Raw genomic sequence first — 19,833 nt, 5'->3', positions numbered from 1 at the left:
GCACCGGACCGGGTGTCGAGGTGCTCCGCGAGCCGCCCGGCGAGCCGGCGCAGCGCCCGCGGGCCGGCCGCGCTCAGCGGCAGCAGTGCCCAGGGTGGCGCCGCGTCCGCCGCCGGGCGGACCGGCGGTTCCTCGACCAGCACGTGTGCGTTGGTGCCGCCCAATCCGAAGGAGCTGACCCCGGCCCGCCGAGGACCCTCCCACTTCTGCTCGGTGGCGGTGACCACGAAGGGGGTGGCCGCCAGGTCGACATCCCGGTGTGGCCGCCTGAAGTGCAGCGTGCCGGGGATGACCCCGTGCCGTACGGCGAGCACCGCCTTGATCAGGCCGACCACCCCGGCGGCGGCGTCCAGGTTGCCGATGCCGGACTTCACCGAGCCCAGGACGCAGTACCCGGACCGGTCGGTGTGCATCCGGAAGGCCCGGGTCAGGGCCTCGATCTCCAGCGCGTCGCCGATCGCGGTGCCGCTGCCGTGCCCTTCGACGAAGCCGACGTCGGTCGGTTGCCAACCGGCTGCGGCGAGCGCCTCCGCCACCACCGCGGCCTGCCCGGTGACGCCCGGGGCGGTGAAACCGGCCCGGGCCGCGCCGTCGTTGTTCACCGCCCAGCCGGCCAGCACCCCGTAGATGTGGTCGTCGTCCTCGACCGCGTCGGCGAGCCGCTTGAGCAGTACCGCCCCGGCGCCGTTGCCGAACACCTGACCGGAGGCGTCCGCGTCGTACGGGCGGCAGACGCCGTCGGCGGCGAGCGTGCCACCGGGACGGTGCCGGTAGCCGACCTGCCGGGTGGACACCACCGCGGCGCCCCCGGCGATCGCCAGGTCGCACCGGTAGTCGAGCAGGCTCTGTGCCGCCTGGCAGACCGATACCAGCGACGACGAGCAGGAGGTCTGCACGGCGACCGCCGGACCGGTGAGGCCCAACGCGTACGCCACCCGGCTCGGCAGGTAGTCGCAGGTGCCGCCGGCCAGCAGCTCGTCCCAGTCCTCCGGCAGGCTGCCGGCCGGGTGCACGGCCGGGTTTCCGAGCAGGTGATGACGCAGGTAGCGGTTGGCGGCGCAGCCGGCGAACACGCCGACCTGGGTCTCCGGGTCCGGCCGGCCGTAACCGCCGTCCTCGAGCGCCCACCAGGCCACCTCGAGGAAGAGCCGGTGCTGCGGATCCAGCAGGGCGGCGTCGGCCGCGGAGTAGCCGAACAGAGCGGCGTCGAAGTCGGTGAGCCCGGCCAGCCGACCGAAGGCGAGTACGAAGCTCGCGTCCTCGGCCGTCTCGGCGGGCAGCCCGGCCGCGATCAATTCGGTGGCGGAGAACCGCCGTACGGCCTCGATCCCACCGGTGAGATTCGCCCAGAACTCGGCCGGTCCCTCGGCGCCGGGCACCCGGCACGCCAGCCCGACGATCGCGATCCGGTCGTCGTCCATCATGCCGCCCTGCCGTTCGTTCGCGGCTGCGGGGCTCGCAAACCCGGCTCACTCCTCGCGCTCACACTGTCTCCCCTGACCGCGCCCGGCGGCGTCGGCGCATCCGACCGGCGGCGCGCAGCAGCGCGTCGTCCTCCGCTCCCGGCCCGTCGACCGGTTCACCGGCGCGCAGATGAGCGGCCAGCCCGGCGACGGTGGGAAACTCGAACAGCCGCACCAGCGGGACCCTCCGGTTCAACGTCGCCTCCAGGCGCTGCTGCACCAGCGCCATCAGCAGCGAGTGGCCACCCAGGTCGACGAAGGCCGTCTCCCGGCCGACCCGGTCGAGGCCGAGCACCTCGCACCAACTCGCGGCGATGATCGTCTCCAGCGGGTCCTGGCCGGCCGCGTCGGCGAACCGCCCCGGTGGCGGCGGCGGAAGGGCGGCGACGTCCAGCTTGCCGGTCACGCCCATCGGCAGGGCGTCCACCGCCACCACGGTGCGCGGCAGCATGAAGTCCGGCAGCCGGATCGCCAGGCCGGCCCGCAGCGCGGTCGGTCGACCGACGCGTCGGGCGACGGCACGACGTACCCGATGATTTCCCTGTCGCCCGCGCGCCCGCCCGGTCCGGGCGGGCCGCACCACGGCGGCGTGCCCGACGCCGGGCAGGGCGGCCAGGGCGGCCTCGACCTCGCCCAGCTCGACCCGGTGCCCGCGGATCTTCACCAGCCGGTCCGCCCGGCCGAGGAAGACCAGCCGTCCGTCCGGCAGCCGCCGGGCCAGGTCCCCCGTCCGGTACGTCCGCACCCCGTCGTGCTCGCCGAACCGGCCGGCGGTCAGCTCGGGCAACCGCCAGTAGCCCAGCGCCACGTGCGCCGAGCGGACGACCACCTCACCGGTCAGGCAGGTGGGCCGGCCCGCCGGGTCGAGCAGCAGGACGTCGATGCCGTCCAGCGGATGCCCGATCGGCACGACCGCGTGCGCCAGCGGCGCGTCGGCCGGCAGGTGGTCCTGCGCGGCGAAGCTGATCTCGGTGGTGCCGTAACCGTTCACGAACACGGCGTCCGGGGCGAAGTGGCGACGGGCCAGCTCGACGTCGTGCCGGGTCACCTCCTCGCCGCCGAGCAGCACGGCGCGGATGGCCGGCAGGGTGGCGTCCGGGCCGAGGCTGGCGCACAGGTAGCGGTAGACGGTCGGCGTCGAGTGGTAGACGGTCACGCCCCGCATGGCCAGGGTGCGGGCGAGGTGACCGAGGCCCTCGCTGCGGATGTCCACCGGCACGGCGGCGGCGCCGGACAGCAACGCGCTGAACGTGTCGGTGACCGCCATGTCGTAGCCGAACGAGGTGAGCACGCTGGTCCGGTCGGCGGGGGTCAGGGCGAAGTTGCGGATGTGGTTGCCGACGCCGAACAGCACGTTGCGGTGGCTCTGCACGACCCCCTTCGGGGCGCCGGTCGACCCGGACGTGTAGAGCAGGTACGCCGGGTCGTCCGGACCGGCCGGGGTGGCCAGCCCGGCGGCCAGCTCGGCCAGGTCGGCCAGGTCGCCGGTCCGACCGCCGGCGCCACCGGCACGATGCGCAGCTCGGCCCGGCCGGCCAGCTCCCGCAACCGGTCCGCCTGACCGGCGTGTTCGGCGTCGGTGAGCAGCACGTCCGCATCGCTGTCGGCGAGGATGCGAGCCAGCCGGTGGGCCGGGAAGGTCGGGTCGAGCGGGACGTACGCCCGGCCGGCCGCGAGCGCCGCGAGCAGCGCGACCACCGTACCGGCGCCGTGCCGGCAGAGCAGCGCGACCTGGCCCCCCGGTCGCGTCCCGGCCGTGGACCGGATGACCGTGGCGGTGGCCACCACCGCGGACGCCAACTCCCGGTAGGTCAGGCACCCGTCGTCGGCGAGCACCGCCGGGTGGTCCGGCGTCCGACGCAGCTGCGCGGCGAACGCGGCCGGAATGGTGTCCCCGGGCGCCCGTTCAGGTCGGGCGCCGGCGGCCCCGCCGTGCAGTTCGGCCCACCGGGACGCCCGGCGCCGCTCGTACGCCGAGACCGGCAGCAGGTGTGCGGTGGAGACACCGTCGTCGCCGGCGAGCGCGGCGAGCAGGGTGACCAGGTCGGCCAGCAGCGGCCCGTCCAGCTCGGCCGGGCAGTCGCCGAGCCGGATCTCCCATCGCGACACGTCGGTCCGGGTCGCCAGCTCGATCCCGTCGGCGAACGGCTCGACCGGAGCCGACGACGGCTCCGCCGGTCCGGCCGACGGCGCGGCGCAATCTTCGGTGCGGCTCGTCCGCCGGATCGACACGGCCGCGCCGGCCAGCACCTCCCGGACCGGCCGGTCGCCGGTGAGGTCCAGCAGGTACCCGGTGTCCGGGCAGCGGACCGAGACCATGACCCGGCCGGTCCAGCGGCGCACCAGCAGGGCCGCCGCGACCACCGCCGCGACCTCCCGCGGTACGCCGTGGCGGGCGGCCAGGTCGGTCAGCCGCGCGCTCAGCCCGGCGTCGAGCACGACCGACGAAGGGTGCTCAGTCGGCGCCGGCTCGGCGATCGTGACCGGGCCTGACACCAGCGGGGTGGTGGTGGGCCCCATCAGCGGCCACCGAGGACCGCCGCGGCGACCTCGTCTACGGTGGACACCTCCGCGTCCGGCTCGGCGGTGACGTAGTCGGCGCTGGTGTAGCAGCCGGAGCCGTGCAGCACGATCTCGTGACCGGCCGGTACGATCCCCCGGTCGATCGCGCCGAGCACGCCGGTCAGCGCCATCACGATCGACCACTCGCGCAGTTGCGCGGGGTCCTCGGGGAGCGGGCGGCTGCCGGCGGCGAACCAGTCCCGCAGCATCGGGTAGCGCCGCACGCATTCGCGGCGGGACACCACGATGCCGTCGCCACCGAACCGTCGGATCAGGTCGTTCATGGCCGGCGACGTGACCGGCTCGTGGGTGTAGAAGGTCGGGTCGAGGATCTCGTCCGGGTCGTCGGTGACCTCGGGGAAGTGCGGATCCTCCCGCTGGGTCCACCCGCCGCCCGCCTGGTCCCGTTGGTAGCGGGGCAGGTGCGACCGGGAGAAGCTGCCGTGCCGCAGGTTGAGCACCATGTCCGGGGTGCCGAGATGCTGCACGAGCAGGAAGCCGGGGCGGTCCGCCGGCTCGGCCCGACCGGTCGCCTCGAGCACGTCCCGGCCGAGGTTGTAGCCGAGCAGCCCGTAGGCGCTGGAGACGGCATGCGCGTGCCAGCGCGGTCCGGCCGACGAGGTCGGCGACGCGTCGGCCTCGAACGCCGCGCGGGCGGCGTCGGCCACCAGGTAGTTGCGCAGGTCGAGGGAGTACCAGAGGTTCAGGCCATGCTTGTCGTACGCCTCGGCGGCGTACCCGTCGACGAACGCCCGGCCGAGCGCCTTGACGCCTTCGGCGGCGCCGCGGGTGAACCGCAGCAGCGGGCTCAGCCGGCGCAGGGCGGGGTCGCCGGCCAACCGGTCGGACCGGAACTTGTGCCGGGTGGACGCCGGAGCGAGGACGACCACCGACAGCTGGTCGGGCTTGACCAGACCGGCCGCCAACGCCCGTCCCACCGCGTCCCGCAGGGCGATCCCCTTGTTTGCCGAGGTGGGGGTGAAGATGCAGATCGACTCCCCGGTCCGCCGGATGTGCTCGACCGCCCGCGCCACGATCAGCATCGAGGCGAACGTCTTCGTGGTGTGCGTGCCGGGGTTGCCGGTGAGGTCCATGAGCTGGATGGGGTGGCCTTGGTACTCCCCCAACGGACGCCAGGTCGCCGTGGCCGCGGCGAAGAACTCCCGGATGTCGTCGGTCAGTGCCGGCAGGTCGAAGCCGGGCGCGAAGCCGGGCGTTCCGGCCCCACCTCCCGGGGCGGCGCCGCAGCGGGCGGCGGCGGCCGGAATCAAGTCGTAGTAGTCGACGATCAGGTTGCGGGCGTTGACGACGGGCGGCGTGGACAGCATCTGGTCTCCTTGGTCAGGCCAGCCGGGCGGGGGCGGGCGCGGGTGGCGCCAGCCTGAGCCGTCCTCGTAGCGCGGTGAGTTCTTCGGTGACCTGGTCGAGGGCCGAAGGCGTCCACCCGTCCGCGATGTGGGGCAGGTGGTCGGCGATCGCTGCGGCGGCGGCCGGCGGATACTCGATCCGCCCGTCGACCACCTGCACACCGTCCCGTCGCCCGACCCGGAGGTTCCAGTCGACGGCGGCGATGCGGGTGATGCCCGCGGGAAGGTCCAGGGCGATCGTCCCGGCGGAGATCCGGACCGGATACCCACCGGGCAACCCCATCGGCCCGGGCAGGTTGGTGTGGATCTCGGTGCCGCTGACGAGATCGAGCAGCAACCGGGCCGCGGCGTGCCCGGCGACGGCGTTGAGTTCCCGGCGAGGCAGCGCCCGATCGGCGGCCAGCAGCGCGGTCACGCCGGTCACCGGGCTGCCGTTGGACCAGGCCATCACCTCGTCGGCCGGATCCGTCGGGGCGGCGAGGTGCACATGGTGGCCGAGCATCGCGAGCCGGTCGGCGGCCGCCAGGTTCAAACCGGCCCGCAGGCAGGCCGCGAGGGTGGACACGTTGCCGATCCCGCACAGCACCGGCAGGTCCAGGGCGGCCAGCAGCGGGTTCACCACGTCCGGGAAGGCGCCGTTGACGAATCGGGTTCCGGGGCTCACCCGGGCCACCGCCCGGGCCAGCCGCACGGCGAGCGTGGCCTGCAGCGGAAGGGTGACCCCGAACCCGGCCTCCGCGATGAGGCGGGTCCAGGCCGAGGGCGCGGTCACGCGCTCGTACGGGGACTGCCCGGAGGCGCAGCAGACCAGCACGTCGGGCCGGAGCCGGCGCAGCGTCTCGACCTCGTCGGCCAGCGGCTCGGCGGTGAACGAGACCCGGTTGCCGCTGACCGCGGCCCGGGCCCGGCAGATGCGGGCGAGCCCGGCCACCGCCCCACCGTCGCGGGCCAGCAGGGTGATCGTGACCGGTACGTCGGACCGGGCGGCAGGACCGGACGGCGCGAGCGCGGCCAGCGAATGGGCGAGAGCGCGGGCGAGGGCTCCACTGCCGACCACCGCGATGTGCCGAGGGGTCATCGAAGCTCGGACGGCCCGGCCGATGTGCGCAGCCGCACCTCAAACTGGATCATGGCATGGAGCATGACCAGCACGCCTCCCCCCAGACAGGCACGTGCCCGCGGCATTGCGAGCAAAATCGACGCAGCCGCATAGATCGAATCGATGCGACTGCATCCCTGCGACGGATACTGCCACGGAATCCCGCGAGTGGATAGACCGTGTCTGATACCACCCAGAACAGGAAGTTCGACCTGCTCAGCCGCCTCGTCCCGGAATCGGTTGCGTCGGAAACCACTCGCGCCGCACGAAATTCGCGGTGCTGAGCTACTCTGCTGCCCGCATCTCGCAGCGGGCCGAGCGACGGACGAGAGCACGCTCGCCGGGCCCTTCCGGTACACATCGGACAGTGGTGTCGGCGGCGTGGACGAGCATCGCAGTCACCGTCAGCGCGGACCTCATGGAGGCGCCGATCTGCTGCCCGGCGAGAAGGTCGACATCGTCGACATCGACAACGGTGCTCGGCTGTCCACCTACGTCATCGAAGGTCCCCGGCACTCCGGGGGTTATCGGCATCAACGGGGCCGCGGCTCGGCTGATCAGCCCCGGGGACCTCGTCATCCTCATCGCCTACGCGCTCGTCGAGGAGTCGGGCGCGCGCGACTTCAAGCCCAGCGTCGTCTTCTTGGACGCCGAGAACAAGGTGCTCGCCCGGGGGCAGGACGCGGCGGAGGTGCCGGACGGGCACGGCCTGGTCTCCGGCGCGGTGCTGCGGGGCGCCGGATCGCTCGGGTGACCGGGCGTTCCGGCCCATCTCGTACCGGTCGGCACCCTGGCGGCGCGGGTCCGCCCGTCAGTGCGCTGCCACGACCACCGCGTCCGGCTCGAGGTCGGCGAGCCGGGCCGGCCGCACGACCACGAGCAGGACGGCCATCGCCGCCACCATGCCACCCGCGACGACGAGGGCCATCGCCACCGCGCCGTGCCCAGCCACGCCCACCAGGGGCGCGGCCAGCGCGCCGACGCCGAACTGCACGGCGCCGAGCAGAGCGGAGGCCGTACCGGCCGCCTCCCCGTGCCGGGACAGGGCCAGGGCCGGCGCGTTCGGCATCGCGAGACCGGCCGCCGCGAGCACCACCCACAACGACACCAGCAGGCTCGGCAGCCCGCCGAGCCCGGTCGCGGCGAAGGCGAGCAGCGCCAGACCGGCCCCGGTCCCCACGCCCAGGGCGGCGACGAGGATCCGCTGGGGCGAGTGGCGGCGCAGCAGCCGTACGTTGAACTGGGTCGCCGCGATCAGCCCGACCGCGCCCACCCCGAAGGCCAGCCCGAACTGCTGCTCGTCCAGCCCGTACTGCTGCTGCAGGACGAACGACGACCCGGCGACGTAGGCGAACAACGCCGCCATGGCCAGCCCGGCGACCAGAACCAGGCCCACGAACGTACGGTCGCGCAGCAGCGAGCCGTACACGATCACCGTCGCGACCACCCCGCCGCGCTGGCGCCGGTCGGCCGGCAGCGTCTCGGGCAGGCCGAGCGCGGCGACCGCGACGAGCAGCACACCGAAGGCGGCCAGGGCGACGAACACGCCGCGCCAGTCCGTCCAGCGCAGCAGCCCGCCACCGAGGGTCGGAGCGAGGATCGGCGCCGCCCCCATGACCAGCAGCAGCCGGGACAGCAGCTTGGCGAAGGCCGCGCCGCTGAACAGGTCGCGGATCACGGCCATCGCGACCACCGAGGCCGCCGCGACGCCGAGGCCCTGCACCACCCGCAGTCCACCGAGCACCCCGATGTTGGGTGCGACGACGCAGAGCGCCGACGCCACGACGTGCAGCGCGATGCCGGCGATCAGCGGCGCGCGCCGGCCGACGGCGTCCGACAGCGGGCCGATCAGCAACTGGCCGAGGGCGAGGCCCGCCAGCGTGCCGGTGAGGGTCAGTTGGACCGCCGCCGACGTGGTCTGGAAGTCGGCGACGATCGCGGGAAGCGCGGGCAGGTACATGTCGATGGTCAGCGGACCCACCGCGATCAGCGACCCGAGCACGAGGACGAGCCGCAGGCGTTGCCGGGGGCTCATCAGGTCACCCGGCGTCAGCGGGACTGCCGGACTCTCGGGGGCGTCGACGGTGGCGGTCATCGGGTCGTCTCCGACCGGTCGTCGCGCGGCCGGGCCGGGAATTGGGCAGGAGTCACATCTGGGTCCAAATCCAGATCCGGTGATCTGATTCCCGGTTGGCCAGGAGGTAACGGAGGTCACAGCGGTTCGTGCGCCAGCACGGTATCCCCGACGTCGCGCGCCGGGTCGGATGGCGGTGGCGCGAGGGGCGCGTCGTCGGTGCCGGCACGCGAAGGCGGCCCGGCTGGTCGCCGGCCGGGCCGCCCGATCGGTCGTACGGTCAGCCGCCGAGGCTCGCGGCGGCCGAGGCGATCGCCGAGGCGAAGTAGCTCACCTGGGTGTAGACACCCGGGTAGTTGGGCCGGGCGCAGCCGTTGCCCCAGCTGACGATGCCGACCTGGATCCAGGCGTTGCCGGCGTCGCGGCGGAACATCGGCCCGCCCGAGTCACCCTGGCAGGTGTCCACGCCGCCGCTGGCGTAGCCGGCGCAGATCTCCTCGGCGGGGATGATCTCGCCGCCGTAGTTGGCGTTGCAGGTGGAGTCGCTGACGAACGGGACGGTCGCCTTGAGCAGGTACCGCTGCTGCCCGCCGCCCTCGCGTGCGGCGCCCCAGCCGGCGATGGTGAAGGTGCCGTTGTCATAGGCGGTCGTGTTGGCGATCTTCAGCGTGCTCAGCCCGGTGACCGGGGTGGCCAACCGGATCAGCGCCCAGTCCTTGCCGTTGCCGTTGTAGCCGGGGGCCCGGTAGACGTAGTTCGACCGGACGGTGATCCGGCTCGGCGACTGGAGGTCGACCACGCCGAGCGTCGCGGTGATGCTGGTGTTGGTGCCGGTGGCGCCCACGCAGTGCGCCGCGGTGAGCACCAGCCGGGAGCTGTACAGGGCCCCGCCGCAGCCCATCGAGAGCCGCACCATGAAGGGGAACTCGCCCTGGGCGGCGCGGGTGCCGCCGACGACGTACGGCGTCGCCGTACCGCCGCCCGCGGCGGCGGGCGCGGCGAGGGTGAGGCTGCCCGCGGTCACCGCGGCCAGCGCGGCGGCCAACAGGCCGGTGAGGGTACGCCAGCGAACCATGTGTTCCTCCGCATCAGGACCGGTACGCCTGATGCGCACCTGATTCACGATGCGGACATCATATTGAGGCTTATCGATTGGACAGGTCATACCCTCTGGGTCGTATTGCCGCACTATGGACGCCACTACGCCCGGCGGGACGGGGGCCCGCCCCCGCCGGGTGAAGTTTCAGCGGCCTCGGTTGGCCCGGCAGATCTCGACCGGCAGGGCCGGCGCGCCGTCGACCGGCGCCGGGTCCTCCGGCGTGGCGGCGATCCCGCCGGCCGCGATCCGGTCCAGGGTGGCCAGCCCGGCCTCGTCGACCGTGCCGAAGACCGTGTAGTTGGGGCGCAGCGCCGAGTCGGACTGGACCAGGAAGAACTGGCTGCCGTTGGTGTCCGGGCCGGCGTTTGCCATCGCCAGGGTGCCCCGGGCGTAGAGCCGGCGGACTCCGGTCGGGTCGGTCGGCGCCGGCGGCAGGTCGGTCGGGAGTTCGTCCGCGTACCGGTAGCCGGGCCCGCCCTCGCCGGTGCCGGACGGGTCGCCGCACTGCAACACCTTCAGCGTCGGGTACGCGGTGAGCCGGTGGCACGGGGTCCGGTCGTAGAACCGGTGCCGGGCCAGGTGCAGGAAGCTCTGCACGGTGCACGGGGCCTGTTCCCGGTCGAGGGTCAGCCCGATCGGGCCCTGGCTGGTCCGCAGGGTGACCCGGACCGTGCCGCGATCGGGCGTGCGTCGGGGGTCCGGCGGCAGCGGCACCGGCCGGGCCGCCGGCTCGTCCGGCGTCGGCGTGTACCCGCACGGGCCCTTCGTGGGCGCCGGCGCGGCGGCCGGGGCCGCGGTCGCGGTGGCGCCACCGGCGGCGACCAGCGCGGCGGAAACCATCGCCACGGCCGCGAGGCGGGACAGCAGCGGCGGGACGGCGTGCGGTCGGGTTTCGCTCGACACGTGGGTCCTCCCTGGACTCGTGATACCAGAAAGACCGGAGTCTATGGATCACGTGACCCGATGTCGATGCTGGAGCCCGGCGGCCGGCGGCTCGACGGGCAGCCCGGAAGAAGAAGCGTTAGGCGCTCAGACGGGGACTTCGGCGCTGCGGACGATGGTGTGCTGCTCCGGCAACTGAAGGAACTCGGCACGACTGGCGGCGCGTCTTCAGCGCGTACAGCGGGCTCGTGCCGATGTCGCCGTACACCACACCCCACGCGCCCAGCAGCAGCCCCGGCCCCGCCGCCTTCCCCGCCGCCCGGTCCCCGGTCGGCTGCGGCGCGGGCGCCACTTCCCCCTGCCCCGTGTCGCCTACCGCGGGCTGCTCGTCGTTCGATCGCTCCGACACCCCACAGGCATACCAACCCGCACCCAATCCCGACGGCGGACGCTCGGAACTGCGCCGGTCCGCCCAGGCGGCGGAGGTGCGCGGCGGCATGAACGTCGGCGGCGTGGGAAGAAGCGTGCTGCGGCTGCTGGTGGTGCTCGCCGCCGCGTCCGGCTGCCTCGACGTGTTCTGACTGGCTCGACTGGGTGGCTTCTTCGCCAGCGTGATCACCGGCAATCTGGTGCAGTTCGGCCATGCGGTCGCCACGGCGGAGACTCCCCTGCTGGCGGGCCGACGGCGGTGGGCGGCTACGCGGTGGGCGTGGCCGGCGGCACGCGGTACCTGCGCCACGCCAGGCCGGGCTGGCACCGCCGGACCGGAATGGTCGCGCCGGCCGAGGCGGTGCTCCTCCTCGCTGTCGCGGCGGCTGGATGAGCAGCGCAGCGCACCCCGGGTACGCCGGCGGGCCGGTGTTGCTCGGCGGCGCCCTGCTCGGCGCGTTGGTGCTGCGCGTGGCGCCGATCTGGGCGCCCGCCCTGGCGGCGGCATCGGTCATCAATGTCGTGGTCGTCGCCGCCGGCCTGGCGCGGCGGATGGCCCCGATCACCGACCGGAGGGGGCACGAGTGAGAGCCGTGGTGTACGAGGACGTGCGGACCGTCGGGGTGCGGGAGGTGCCTGACGCGACGGTGGAGGCGGAGACCGACGCGCTGGTGCGAGTCACCTCCAGCGCCCTGTGCGGCACGGACCTGCACATGTACGACGGGCGGACCGGAGCCGACCCGGGCCTGGTGCTCGGCCACGAACCCCTGGGTGTGGTCGAGCAGGTGGGCCGCGCGGTGCAGACCGTCCGACCGGGCATGCGGGTGGTGGTCCCCACCCATCTGTTCTGCGGCACGTGCGCGATGTGCGCCCGGGGGCTCTCCGCGGCCTGTCTACGCGCGCGGGCGAGGGGCCGGGAGCGGCCTACGGATACGCCGGGATGGGCCCCTACCGCGGCGCCCAGGCCGACCTGCTCCGTGTGCCGTGGGCCGACGCGAACTGCCTGCAGGTGCCCGGAGAGCCCGGCGACGCGCACGAGGACGACTTCGTGCTGCTCGCCGACGCGTTCGTCACCGGCTGGCACGCCGCCGCCACCCTCGCCGGGGTGGAACCCGGTGACACGGTGGCCGTGTTCGGCGGCGGCACCATCGGCCTGCTCAGCGCCTACTCGGCCCTGCTCCGCGGCGCCCGCGTCGTGTACTGCGTCGACCGGGTGGACGCCCGGCTGGACAAGGCGGGCGAAATCGGGGCGGTCCCGATCGACTTCCGCCGCGGCGACCCGGTGGAGCAGATCCGGGAGGACAGGGCCCGAGCCGGGCTGCCCCTCGGCGAGGACAAGCTGGGCGGGGTCGACAAGGTCGTCGACGCGGTCGGGTTCCAGGCCGCGGACCGGGAACGCCCCGACCAGGAACGCCCCGACCAGGTGATCGCCGACGCGGCACGGCTGGTCAACCCGACCGGCGCGATCGCCGTCGCCGGGGTGTACCCGGACAAGGACCTGCACCCGCGCCCCGGCGCGACGACCCACGAAGACCTGGTCGCGCCGTGGGGGACGCTCTTCGGCAAGGGCGTCGCGGTCCGGTTCGGCCGCACCCACGACCGCCGCTACACCCGGCTGCTGCGCGACCTCGTGGTCTCCGGCCGGGCCAGGCCCGGCGTCATCGTCACCCACCACGGCAGCCTCGACGACGCACCCGAGCTGTACCAGCGCTTCGACCGCCGCGAGGACGGGGTGATCAAAGCGGTGCTGCACCCGTGACACCGATCCGACCAGCCGGCCCCGACAACCCTAGGTGGCGGACCAGGTGACCTTCGGCGGTCGAACGGCGGCGCACAGCGGGTGACCTCTGGCGTCGGTGAGCCCCAGCCTGGCCGTCAGGCTGCCGGCACCGACCGCCGCCTGCGCGTTGGCTGCCTCGACACCGTCCAGCCACAGCTTGGCCCGCCGGAACATGGTGAACGTGCCGGTGTCGTCGATCTCGCCCCAGGACAGGTAGATGAAGCGCCGACCAGGTCCGCCCTGGATGTGCGGCCCGCGCACGTCGAGACTTCCGTCGGTGACGGTCGCGGCAGTGCAGTCCAGGTCCCAGGTCACGGCCGCGGCGTCGCCCGGCTGCAGGTCGAGCCACCGGGTCGGCTGGTCGCGCCGCTGCACGCCGACATGGATGTTGCGGTAGCCGGGGAAGTCGCCGCTGCTGCCGCAATCGCGCCCGGGAAGGTCGTGGCCCTCGATGCGGATCCGCACCAGGCCAGCGTAGACCCGGGGCGTCGGTCGAGGGACCGGGCGAGACCGAGCCGCCCGGAACGCGCGATGCCGACCCACCGTACGCATTCATGACGCATGATGCCTCCACGCCACGTACCCGCAGGTGCGTAAGGTGGTTTCGGCCCGTGAGACCCTCCACCGGGCCAACTCCGTCAACTGCCGTCGGTGCACCTGTCACGGATCGGTGCCCTGTTTCCGTCGAACTGGTTGGCAACGCGACCCAGCCCATCACCGGCAGACAGGAAGTGGTTCGATCATGAAGATCGTCGTCATCGGCGGCACCGGCCTCATCGGCTCCAAGCTCGTGGACAGACTCGGTGCGCAGGGCCACGAGGCGGTGCCCGCCTCACCGAAGACCGGCGTGAACACGCTGACCGGCGAAGGCGTGGGCGAGGTGCTCGAGGGCGCCGACGTCGTCGTCGACGTGTCGAACTCTCCCTCGTTCGAGGACGCCGCCGTGCTGGAGTTCTTCGAGACGTCCACCCGGAATCTCCTCCCCGCCGCGGCGGACGCCAGGGTGGGGCACTACGTGGCGCTCTCCATCGTGGGCACCGACCGGCTGCCGGACAGCGGGTACATGCGGGCGAAGGTCGCCCAGGAGAAGCTCATCGTCGCGTCCGGGATCCCGTATTCGCTGGTGCGCGCCACGCAGTTCTTCGAGTTCGTCCAGGGCATCGTCGACGCCGCCACGGACGGCGACACCGTACGCCTCGCGTCGGTGCTCATTCAGCCGATGGCGGCCGCCGACGTCGCGACGGCGGTGGCCGAGGTCGCGGTCGGTGCGCCGACGAACGACGTGGTCGAGGTCGCCGGGCCGGAGCAGTTCCGCCTCGACGAGCTGGGCCGATCCGTTCTCGGCGCCCGTCACGACCCGCGTTCGGTGGTGACCGACCCCGCCGCCCGGTACTTCGGCGCCACGCTGGGCGAACGCTCACTCGTTCCCGCCGACGGTGCCCGCGTCGCCGGTACGCGCCTCGACGACTGGCGCGCGCAGGCGGCCCGCAAGCAGTAACCCGCCACGTCGGCGCGACGGTCGGATCCGTCGGCTTGCCGAGGCCCTCCACCAGCTCCCGTACCGCCTCGGTGAACGGCTCGTCGGACTCGCGGCCCTTGTGTCGGCTCAGCGCAGCGCGCCGTCGCGGAGCAACGCGTGCGCGCCGACGGTCTGGTTGACGATCTGCGTAACCCGTACGTCGACCGCGATGCTGGCCAGCGCCACCGCGTCGGGGCGGCTGACGTCGTACCACCGTTGCATCAGGGTCAACATCGAGTTCAGGGCCATGAACGTGGCGTCGTCGAGGGTCGCGCCGACGCCAAGTGTCAGCCAGGCGTCCGCGGTTCGGGCCACGGGCCCGGTGACCGGGAAGTCGTCGCGGACGTCGAAGGTCAGGGTCACCTCGTCCATCGGGCACTCGATCGCGGTACCGCCGATTTCCCCGTCCCCCTGCGCGGCGTGCCCATCCCCGACTGAGAACAGTGCCCCGTCGACCGGGATCGGCAGCAGCAGGGTGCTGCCGGCGGTCAATTCCTTGCAGTCCAGGTTGCCGCCGCAGGGTCGGGGCGGGATCGTCGAGTGCCGCCCCGGTTCGGCCGGCGGCATACCGAGCACCCCCATGAAGGGACGCAGCGCCACCGTGTGGCCTTGCTGGTTGCGGCCGGTCATGGCCACCGGGTCCAGTTCCCAGGCGTGCACCACCCCTTCCTCCTCGACGCCGTACCGCTGGTTGAAGCCGCTCGGCCAGCCGCCGGCCACGGTGGTTCCCCAGGTGGCCGGGACGATCGCGTCGATGCGTACCTCGATGGTCTGGCCCGCTCGGGCGCCGCGGACCGCAACCGGACCGATCAGCGCGTGTCCGTGGTCGGGCTGGTATTGCGGTGCCCGGGGCCGTTCCCGGTTCCGCCCGCCCGGGTACGGGCCGGCCGACCACCAGCAGTCCAGGGTGCGGTAGGTGACGGTGTCGCCGGGGTCGATGGTGAGCACCGGCGGGAAGTCGGGGGAGAAATGGCCGTGCAGGGTTTCATCGCCAGGTGCGAGGGTGTGTCGCATCTGCGCAGGCTAGTTGCTGTTCCTGGGGTCGGGCGTCCAGGGGCGCGTCGGTGGCCACGACATGAGTTGCCCGGCGGCTCGGTCGGTCGCACGGCAGCCCGCGCCGTCTCGGCGTGCGTGCCCGTCCGCGTGTTCCACTCGTCGTCGCCGAGGTCGTCGAGGGCGATGTTGATGACGTTCGCCGGCACCGCGTCAGCCAATCGCTTGAGGTGCTCGTCCTCGTGTGAGCGCCGCGTTGGGCATGGCCGAGGCCGGGTAAGCGCGCAGCGACCGAGCCCAGGACCAGGGAGGCAAAGTTGAACTACCAGAAGTCAGACGTCGAGGTCGTCTACCGGCGCGGTGACTGGAACAGCTGGAGCGACATCGTGCGGTGGCTCGAACGCGGTCTCAGCCGCGACCAGCAGGCGGACAACGAGCTCAGCGAGGCTGAATCGCGGCAACTGCCGGACGGCTTCCGCAGGCTCGACCAAAAGGGCGAACGCTTCACCGACGACCCCGCCGGCGCCTACCGCGCGCTGCAGTCCGTCCAGTGACCCGAGGGAGGATCCCATGGCACGCGATCGTGCGGAGATGACCACCGGCCAGCTGCGCAAGGAGGCTCAGCGAGCTGGCATCGACAACACCGACCAGATGAACAAGGCCGAGATGATCGACGCGCTCGGCGGGTCGACCAACGTCAACCGCGGTGGCGGCCAAACCCAGAAGGATCCGAAGCCGAAGGGGGTAAGTCCGCAGGACTACAAGAACCTGCCCGGCAATCAGACCTGACCCGGATCGGCGTCTCGCCCAGCGGCGAGACGCCGACGTCTGGATCGAGGCGCCACCACCGGACTGCCCGCAAGCGGGCGTTTCCGGGCGGCAAGCGCCGCTGGCAACCCGCCCTCCCGCACAAGTGCGCTGATGGTTCCGCTGGTGTTAGGTCAGCGCGCGCAGGGGAAGTCACCCGGTCAGCAGGGCCCGTTCCCGGGCCAGGACACGCCATAGGGGAGGCTGACATGGCCGCTGGCGAGCAGCTGCACGAACTGCGCCAGCGCGCCCACGACGCGGGCATCGAGGGCAACTCGAAGATGACCGAGGACCAGCTGCGGGAGGCCCTGCGCAAGGTCGGCAAGGGTACCGAACCACAGATGGCGAAGCGGGAAGCCAAGAGCTGACCATCGACCTGCGGTCGTCAGCATCCGGAGGGGTATTCGCGACGGCGCGGGCACAGCTGGTGACCGACCTGCTGAGGGTCAGGCTGCGGACGGTCGTGCCGCCTGGTGACCGCGGAGAGTGATCGTCGCTGAGGCAGACGTGGGAGGTGGCCAACGTGCAACATCACGAGCTTGTGGGTCAGGTCCAGGCGAAGGCGCGACTCGCCGATATCGGTGAGGCGACGTCCGCCATCCGCGCCACACTGCAGACGCTTGGCGAGCGGGTTCCGGAAGGACTAGCCGACAACCTCGCCGCTGAACTTCCTCGCGAGATCGGCGAATACCTGCGGCAGACCGCCGGGGCGCCCAGCAGGGGTGCCCGGTTCGACAGGGACGAGTTCGTCGGTCGGGTGGCCGATCGCGCGGGAATGGACCGGCCGGAGGCGGCGTTTGCGGCTCGGGTCGTCCTGGAAGTCGTCGGCGAGGCGACGCAGGGCGGCATCATGGACCGCCTTCAGGCGGCGCTTCCGACGGATATCCGTCAGATGGTTCACTCCGGTAGCAAGGGGGAACTACCGGGTTGATCGTCATCAGCCCCCCACCGCGGCCTTACCGCTGCGGACGAGGCTGGGGCAGGACGGAGACCCGCACCCCTTGTACGACAGACACAGCTGGCCCGGTAGAGCGTTTGGGGCAAGGCCGATCAACTGAACAGCTCTCGGAATCCCTCCCGCCATGACGGGTATCCGAGGTTCAGCCCCAGCGCAGACTTGACCTTGGCGTTGCTGGCCGCGCGGAGCTGGGTGCGCGGAGCTGGGTGCCGTAGTACACGGCTTGAACGCCGATCTGCTTCTCGGCCTCCTCCTTGGAGACGCGCCGCGGCGGAGGGGCGTCCAGGATTTCGGCCAGGTAGGGAAGCCACTCAGCCTGGGGGGCGGGCTCGTCCCCCACTACGTTCTAGATACCGGGGCTTCCCCTGCCGACCGCTTGCACGGTGGCCGACACCGCGTCGCGGACGTGAATGAACGGATACCGGCCGGTGCCCTCGCCGACAATCGGCACGTCGCCCGACGCGACCCCTGTTGCCCATTCTCCACCCGGCCCGATCGCGGTGCCTTGACCGTAGAGAAATCCGTATCGAAGGACGACGCCTTCGATCCCTGGTGTGCCCAACACCAGTGTCTCGGCCGCGATGTTCGCCTGTATGTGGCTTCGGATTGGCTCCGGGGCTTCCAGGTACAGCGGCGCCGACTCGTCCGTGGGCCCCGATCCGACCGGCTGGGTCATGAAGCTGGCGCTCTGCGCAACGACCCGACGGGTGCCGGCTTCACGAGCCGCCGTCATCAGTGTCTTGGTGCCCTCGCTCCGCAGCCGGTTGGTCACCTCCAGCCACTTCGCGTAGTCACGAGACGGCGCGGAGAGCGCCGTGACCTGGTTGATGATCACCTCCGGTTCGGCCTCGAGGATCGCCTGCCCGCATCGCGGCATCGTCCAGCCCGTCCATCAACGCCGGCCGCGCCCCGAGTGCCTCAATGACGGAGAAGTTCTCGCTCCGGTGGGTGCTGGCCGTGACCTCGTGGCCCAGGTCCACCAGCGCCTCGACGAGGGGCCGGCCGACCCAGGACCCCTGTTCCCGTTACGAGCGAGTGCGCTGTGGTGAGCACACCAACTCGCAGTCCGCCGTCACCAGCGGACGCTCCTCGTCTTACCCGCTGACGCGGTGCGAGGTTGACGCTTCGACGACCACAGCCAGGACAGGTCCTGGTCTTACACGGTCTCCACGTCCGTTCGATCCCGAAGGATCTGGTTCCCGAGGCACTCCCGGTACCGACCAATCTGGCGTGTTTAGCCTGCCGTCGCAGGGGCCTCGCGCGCCGGATGGGTTTGATTATCACCTGCCCGACGGCAGTCACTCTAACACTGAAGCGCGCTCAAGAGCATCAGCGCCCACTCCGCTGGCAACAGATGTCAACCCCCGCGACGAAAAGCCGCACTGCCGTCTCCTTGCTGGAACGAGGTAGCTCTCCCCCTGGGCTGGTGCAGGACACAGGTTCACCACCTACCGTGCCGCGGCCTGCGCGTCGCCGGCGGTCGACGAACGACTGTATCGCCGATCCCCGGCCCACTGGCGTGACCTGGCGATCCGTACGGCATTCCTCTGCCGAACCAGCCTGGTCCTCATCGCCGCCATCATCTGGCTGCCATGATCGACAGGACACGCCCTGGACGAATAGGCCCCTAACCCGGGTTAGTGGTCGTAGGCGATTCCGTAGCGCTTCCGGGCCTCCTGTACGGTCTCGGGCTTGACCTCGCCGCGCCGGGCCAGGGCTGCGAGCGCCGCGACCACGACCGACTGCGGGTCAACCCCGAAGTGGCGACGGACGGCCTCCCGGGTGTCGGAGAGGCCGAAGCCATCCGTGCCGATCGAGTGCCAGTCCTGCGGCACCCACTGGCTGATCTGGTCCGGGACCGCGCGCATCCAGTCGCTGACGGCGAGCACCGGGCCGGGGGCGCCGGCCAGCACCCGGGTGACGTAAGGGATCCGGTCCTCGCCCTTGAGCTGCGCCGCGTCACAGTCCAGAGCGTCGCGGCGCAGTTCGCTCCAGGAGGTGGCGGACCACACGTCGGCCGCCACGCTCCAGTCGCTGGCGAGGAGTCGCTGGGCCTCCAGGGCCCAGTGAATGGCGGTGCCGGAGGCGAGGAGCTGCAGACGCGGGGCGTCCGCCGCCAACTCCTGGGCATTGGCTTCCTGGAACCGGTAGAGACCCTTGAGGATGTCCTCCTCGATGGCCGCGCCCGGCGGCATGGGCGGCTGGGTCTTCGCCTCGTTGTAGACGGTCAGGTAGTAGAAGACGTTTTCCGCGTCCGGCCCGTACATCCGGCGCAGACCGTCGCGGACGATCACGGCGACCTCGTATGCGAAGGCCGGATCGTAGGCGATCGCCGCTGGGTTGGTGGAAGCGATCAGGTGGGAATGGCCGTCCGCGTGTTGCAGGCCCTCGCCGGTCATTGTCGTACGGCCGGCGGTGGCGCCGATGAGGAAGCCGCGGCCGAGTTGGTCGGCGAGCGCCCACATCTGGTCGGCCGTCCGCTGCCAGCCGAACATCGAGTAGAAGATGTAGAAGGGAATCATCGGCTCGCCGTGGATGGCGTACGACGTGGCGGCGGCAGTGAAGTCGGCCATCGAACCGGCCTCGGTGATTCCCTCGTGGAGGATCTGGCCGTTCGTGGCTTCCTTGTAGTACAGGAGCGTGTCGCGGTCGACCGGGTCGTAGGTCTGTCCGCGCGGCGAGTAGATCCCGGCGGTGGGGAAGAGCGACTCCATGCCGAAGGTACGCGCCTCATCTGGAACGATCGGCACCCAACGCTTGCCCGTCTCCTGATCCCGCATCAGATCCTTGACCAGGCGGAC

Annotated in this window: 17 protein-coding genes and 5 pseudogenes; 10 read left to right on the top strand and 12 right to left on the bottom strand. The window is 72.2% G+C overall.

Annotated elements, in window-relative coordinates; translation table 11 throughout:
- The 5 genes from JNW87_RS18925 to JNW87_RS18905 form a co-directional block, all read right to left on the bottom strand.
- On the bottom strand, window positions 1–1,424 hold a 1,424-nt coding region (locus JNW87_RS18925), incomplete at its 3' end, for a polyketide synthase (protein WP_238454127.1).
- Window positions 1,425–1,482: 58 nt separating this feature from the next.
- Window positions 1,483–2,877 carry a non-ribosomal peptide synthetase gene (locus JNW87_RS39620; protein ID WP_255544062.1) on the bottom strand — a complete coding sequence of 465 codons (1,395 nt, stop codon included), beginning with the start codon at window positions 2,875–2,877 and terminating at the stop codon, window positions 1,483–1,485.
- Complete coding sequence (locus JNW87_RS39615; protein ID WP_255544060.1) at window positions 2,775–3,983, bottom strand: AMP-binding protein; 1,209 nt, start codon at window positions 3,981–3,983, stop codon at window positions 2,775–2,777. Before JNW87_RS39615 ends, JNW87_RS39620 begins: the two co-directional genes overlap by 103 nt.
- The gene (locus JNW87_RS18910; protein ID WP_109801465.1) at window positions 3,983–5,353 is read right to left on the bottom strand and encodes a DUF6002 family protein; all 1,371 of its coding nucleotides are present in this window, start codon (window positions 5,351–5,353) and stop codon (window positions 3,983–3,985) included. The genes JNW87_RS39615 and JNW87_RS18910 overlap by 1 nt, the downstream gene beginning before the upstream one ends.
- A gap of 13 nt (window positions 5,354–5,366) precedes the next feature.
- Entirely contained in the window at window positions 5,367–6,470 is a 1,104-nt protein-coding gene (locus tag JNW87_RS18905; RefSeq protein ID WP_109801464.1) for a potassium transporter TrkA, read from the bottom strand.
- Window positions 6,471–6,792: 322 nt separating this feature from the next.
- Here JNW87_RS18905 and JNW87_RS18900 point away from each other — a divergent pair.
- A pseudogene (locus JNW87_RS18900) lies at window positions 6,793–7,245 on the top strand (aspartate 1-decarboxylase).
- A gap of 57 nt (window positions 7,246–7,302) precedes the next feature.
- Here the strand turns inward: JNW87_RS18900 and JNW87_RS18895 are convergent.
- The 3 genes from JNW87_RS18895 to JNW87_RS18885 all read right to left on the bottom strand — a co-directional run bounded on the left by JNW87_RS18895 (window position 7,303) and on the right by JNW87_RS18885 (window position 10,567).
- Complete coding sequence (locus tag JNW87_RS18895; RefSeq protein ID WP_238454128.1) at window positions 7,303–8,526, bottom strand: multidrug effflux MFS transporter; 1,224 nt, start codon at window positions 8,524–8,526, stop codon at window positions 7,303–7,305.
- A gap of 319 nt (window positions 8,527–8,845) precedes the next feature.
- A complete protein-coding gene (locus JNW87_RS18890; RefSeq protein ID WP_109801463.1) occupies window positions 8,846–9,640 on the bottom strand; it encodes a trypsin-like serine protease in 795 nt (264 codons plus the stop codon).
- Between the two features lie 168 nt (window positions 9,641–9,808).
- On the bottom strand, window positions 9,809–10,567 hold the full coding sequence (locus tag JNW87_RS18885; RefSeq protein ID WP_201749583.1) for a peptidylprolyl isomerase: 759 nt from the start codon (window positions 10,565–10,567) through the stop codon (window positions 9,809–9,811).
- A 476-nt stretch (window positions 10,568–11,043) separates the two neighbouring features.
- Between JNW87_RS18885 and JNW87_RS18880 the strand changes: the two are divergent.
- The 3 genes and pseudogenes from JNW87_RS18880 to JNW87_RS18870 all read left to right on the top strand — a co-directional run bounded on the left by JNW87_RS18880 (window position 11,044) and on the right by JNW87_RS18870 (window position 12,734).
- A pseudogene (locus JNW87_RS18880) lies at window positions 11,044–11,563 on the top strand (DUF1275 family protein).
- A 125-nt stretch (window positions 11,564–11,688) separates the two neighbouring features.
- Window positions 11,689–11,820: pseudogene (locus tag JNW87_RS18875) on the top strand (alcohol dehydrogenase catalytic domain-containing protein); the annotation flags it as partial.
- Window positions 11,821–11,915: 95 nt separating this feature from the next.
- Window positions 11,916–12,734 carry an alcohol dehydrogenase gene (locus JNW87_RS18870; RefSeq protein ID WP_238454126.1) on the top strand — a complete coding sequence of 273 codons (819 nt, stop codon included), beginning with the start codon at window positions 11,916–11,918 and terminating at the stop codon, window positions 12,732–12,734.
- A 30-nt stretch (window positions 12,735–12,764) separates the two neighbouring features.
- On the opposite strand, the gene JNW87_RS18865 is transcribed toward JNW87_RS18870, so the two are convergent.
- On the bottom strand, window positions 12,765–13,220 hold the full coding sequence (locus tag JNW87_RS18865) for a DUF5990 family protein (RefSeq protein ID WP_109799611.1): 456 nt from the start codon (window positions 13,218–13,220) through the stop codon (window positions 12,765–12,767).
- 277 nt (window positions 13,221–13,497) lie between these two features.
- Here JNW87_RS18865 and JNW87_RS18860 point away from each other — a divergent pair, with 277 nt between their 5' ends.
- Window positions 13,498–14,253, top strand: a complete 756-nt coding sequence (locus JNW87_RS18860) for an SDR family oxidoreductase (protein ID WP_109799612.1) — start codon at window positions 13,498–13,500, stop codon at window positions 14,251–14,253.
- 108 nt (window positions 14,254–14,361) lie between these two features.
- Here JNW87_RS18860 and JNW87_RS18855 read toward each other — a convergent pair whose 3' ends face one another.
- Window positions 14,362–15,288 (bottom strand): acetamidase/formamidase family protein, encoded by a 927-nt coding sequence (locus JNW87_RS18855; RefSeq protein WP_109799613.1) that lies wholly within the window; start codon window positions 15,286–15,288, stop codon window positions 14,362–14,364.
- Window positions 15,289–15,584: 296 nt separating this feature from the next.
- Between JNW87_RS18855 and JNW87_RS18850 the strand changes: the two genes are divergently transcribed.
- From JNW87_RS18850 to JNW87_RS18835, 4 genes are all read left to right on the top strand, one after another.
- Window positions 15,585–15,821, top strand: a complete 237-nt coding sequence (locus tag JNW87_RS18850; protein WP_109799614.1) for a hypothetical protein — start codon at window positions 15,585–15,587, stop codon at window positions 15,819–15,821.
- A 16-nt stretch (window positions 15,822–15,837) separates the two neighbouring features.
- Window positions 15,838–16,056, top strand: a complete 219-nt coding sequence (locus JNW87_RS18845; RefSeq protein WP_238454125.1) for a Rho termination factor N-terminal domain-containing protein — start codon at window positions 15,838–15,840, stop codon at window positions 16,054–16,056.
- A 227-nt stretch (window positions 16,057–16,283) separates the two neighbouring features.
- Entirely contained in the window at window positions 16,284–16,442 is a 159-nt protein-coding gene (locus tag JNW87_RS18840; RefSeq protein ID WP_161557739.1) for a hypothetical protein, read from the top strand.
- A gap of 155 nt (window positions 16,443–16,597) precedes the next feature.
- Window positions 16,598–17,005 (top strand): DUF2267 domain-containing protein, encoded by a 408-nt coding sequence (locus JNW87_RS18835; protein ID WP_109799620.1) that lies wholly within the window; start codon window positions 16,598–16,600, stop codon window positions 17,003–17,005.
- A 373-nt stretch (window positions 17,006–17,378) separates the two neighbouring features.
- On the opposite strand, the gene JNW87_RS18830 is transcribed toward JNW87_RS18835, so the two are convergent.
- On the bottom strand, window positions 17,379–17,909 hold the full coding sequence (locus JNW87_RS18830) for an NAD(P)-dependent oxidoreductase (RefSeq protein ID WP_109799616.1): 531 nt from the start codon (window positions 17,907–17,909) through the stop codon (window positions 17,379–17,381).
- 596 nt (window positions 17,910–18,505) lie between these two features.
- Here JNW87_RS18830 and JNW87_RS41565 point away from each other — a divergent pair.
- Window positions 18,506–18,628: pseudogene (locus tag JNW87_RS41565) on the top strand (IS5/IS1182 family transposase); the annotation flags it as partial.
- Window positions 18,629–18,669: 41 nt separating this feature from the next.
- On the opposite strand, the pseudogene JNW87_RS18825 reads toward JNW87_RS41565, so the two are convergent.
- Window positions 18,670–19,833, bottom strand: a pseudogene (locus JNW87_RS18825) (pyruvate dehydrogenase (acetyl-transferring), homodimeric type); the annotation flags it as partial.

Origin of the sequence: Micromonospora sp. ATA51 (genome assembly GCF_016802855.1) — a bacterium.
In the GTDB taxonomy this organism is placed as follows: Bacteria; Actinomycetota; Actinomycetes; order Mycobacteriales; family Micromonosporaceae; genus Micromonospora; species Micromonospora sicca.
The sequence above is the reverse complement of the archived record's forward strand: the minus strand, read 5'-3'. Positions and strand labels throughout refer to the sequence as shown.

What these genes read in the sequence shown, in the direction of transcription:
- JNW87_RS39615 (WP_255544060.1), bottom strand. Translation starts at nt 3,983, where the DNA reads ATGGGGCCCACCACCACCCCGCTGGTGTCAGGCCCGGTCACGATCGCC.
- JNW87_RS18910 (WP_109801465.1), bottom strand. Translation starts at nt 5,353, where the DNA reads ATGCTGTCCACGCCGCCCGTCGTCAACGCCCGCAACCTGATCGTCGAC.
- JNW87_RS18905 (WP_109801464.1), bottom strand. Translation starts at nt 6,470, where the DNA reads ATGACCCCTCGGCACATCGCGGTGGTCGGCAGTGGAGCCCTCGCCCGC.
- JNW87_RS18895 (WP_238454128.1), bottom strand. Translation starts at nt 8,526, where the DNA reads ATGAGCCCCCGGCAACGCCTGCGGCTCGTCCTCGTGCTCGGGTCGCTG.
- JNW87_RS18890 (WP_109801463.1), bottom strand. Translation starts at nt 9,640, where the DNA reads ATGGTTCGCTGGCGTACCCTCACCGGCCTGTTGGCCGCCGCGCTGGCC.
- JNW87_RS18870 (WP_238454126.1), top strand. Translation starts at nt 11,916, where the DNA reads ATGGGCCCCTACCGCGGCGCCCAGGCCGACCTGCTCCGTGTGCCGTGG.
- JNW87_RS18860 (WP_109799612.1), top strand. Translation starts at nt 13,498, where the DNA reads ATGAAGATCGTCGTCATCGGCGGCACCGGCCTCATCGGCTCCAAGCTC.
- JNW87_RS18855 (WP_109799613.1), bottom strand. Translation starts at nt 15,288, where the DNA reads ATGCGACACACCCTCGCACCTGGCGATGAAACCCTGCACGGCCATTTC.
- JNW87_RS18845 (WP_238454125.1), top strand. Translation starts at nt 15,838, where the DNA reads ATGGCACGCGATCGTGCGGAGATGACCACCGGCCAGCTGCGCAAGGAG.
- JNW87_RS18840 (WP_161557739.1), top strand. Translation starts at nt 16,284, where the DNA reads ATGGCCGCTGGCGAGCAGCTGCACGAACTGCGCCAGCGCGCCCACGAC.
- JNW87_RS18830 (WP_109799616.1), bottom strand. Translation starts at nt 17,909, where the DNA reads ATGCCGCGATGCGGGCAGGCGATCCTCGAGGCCGAACCGGAGGTGATC.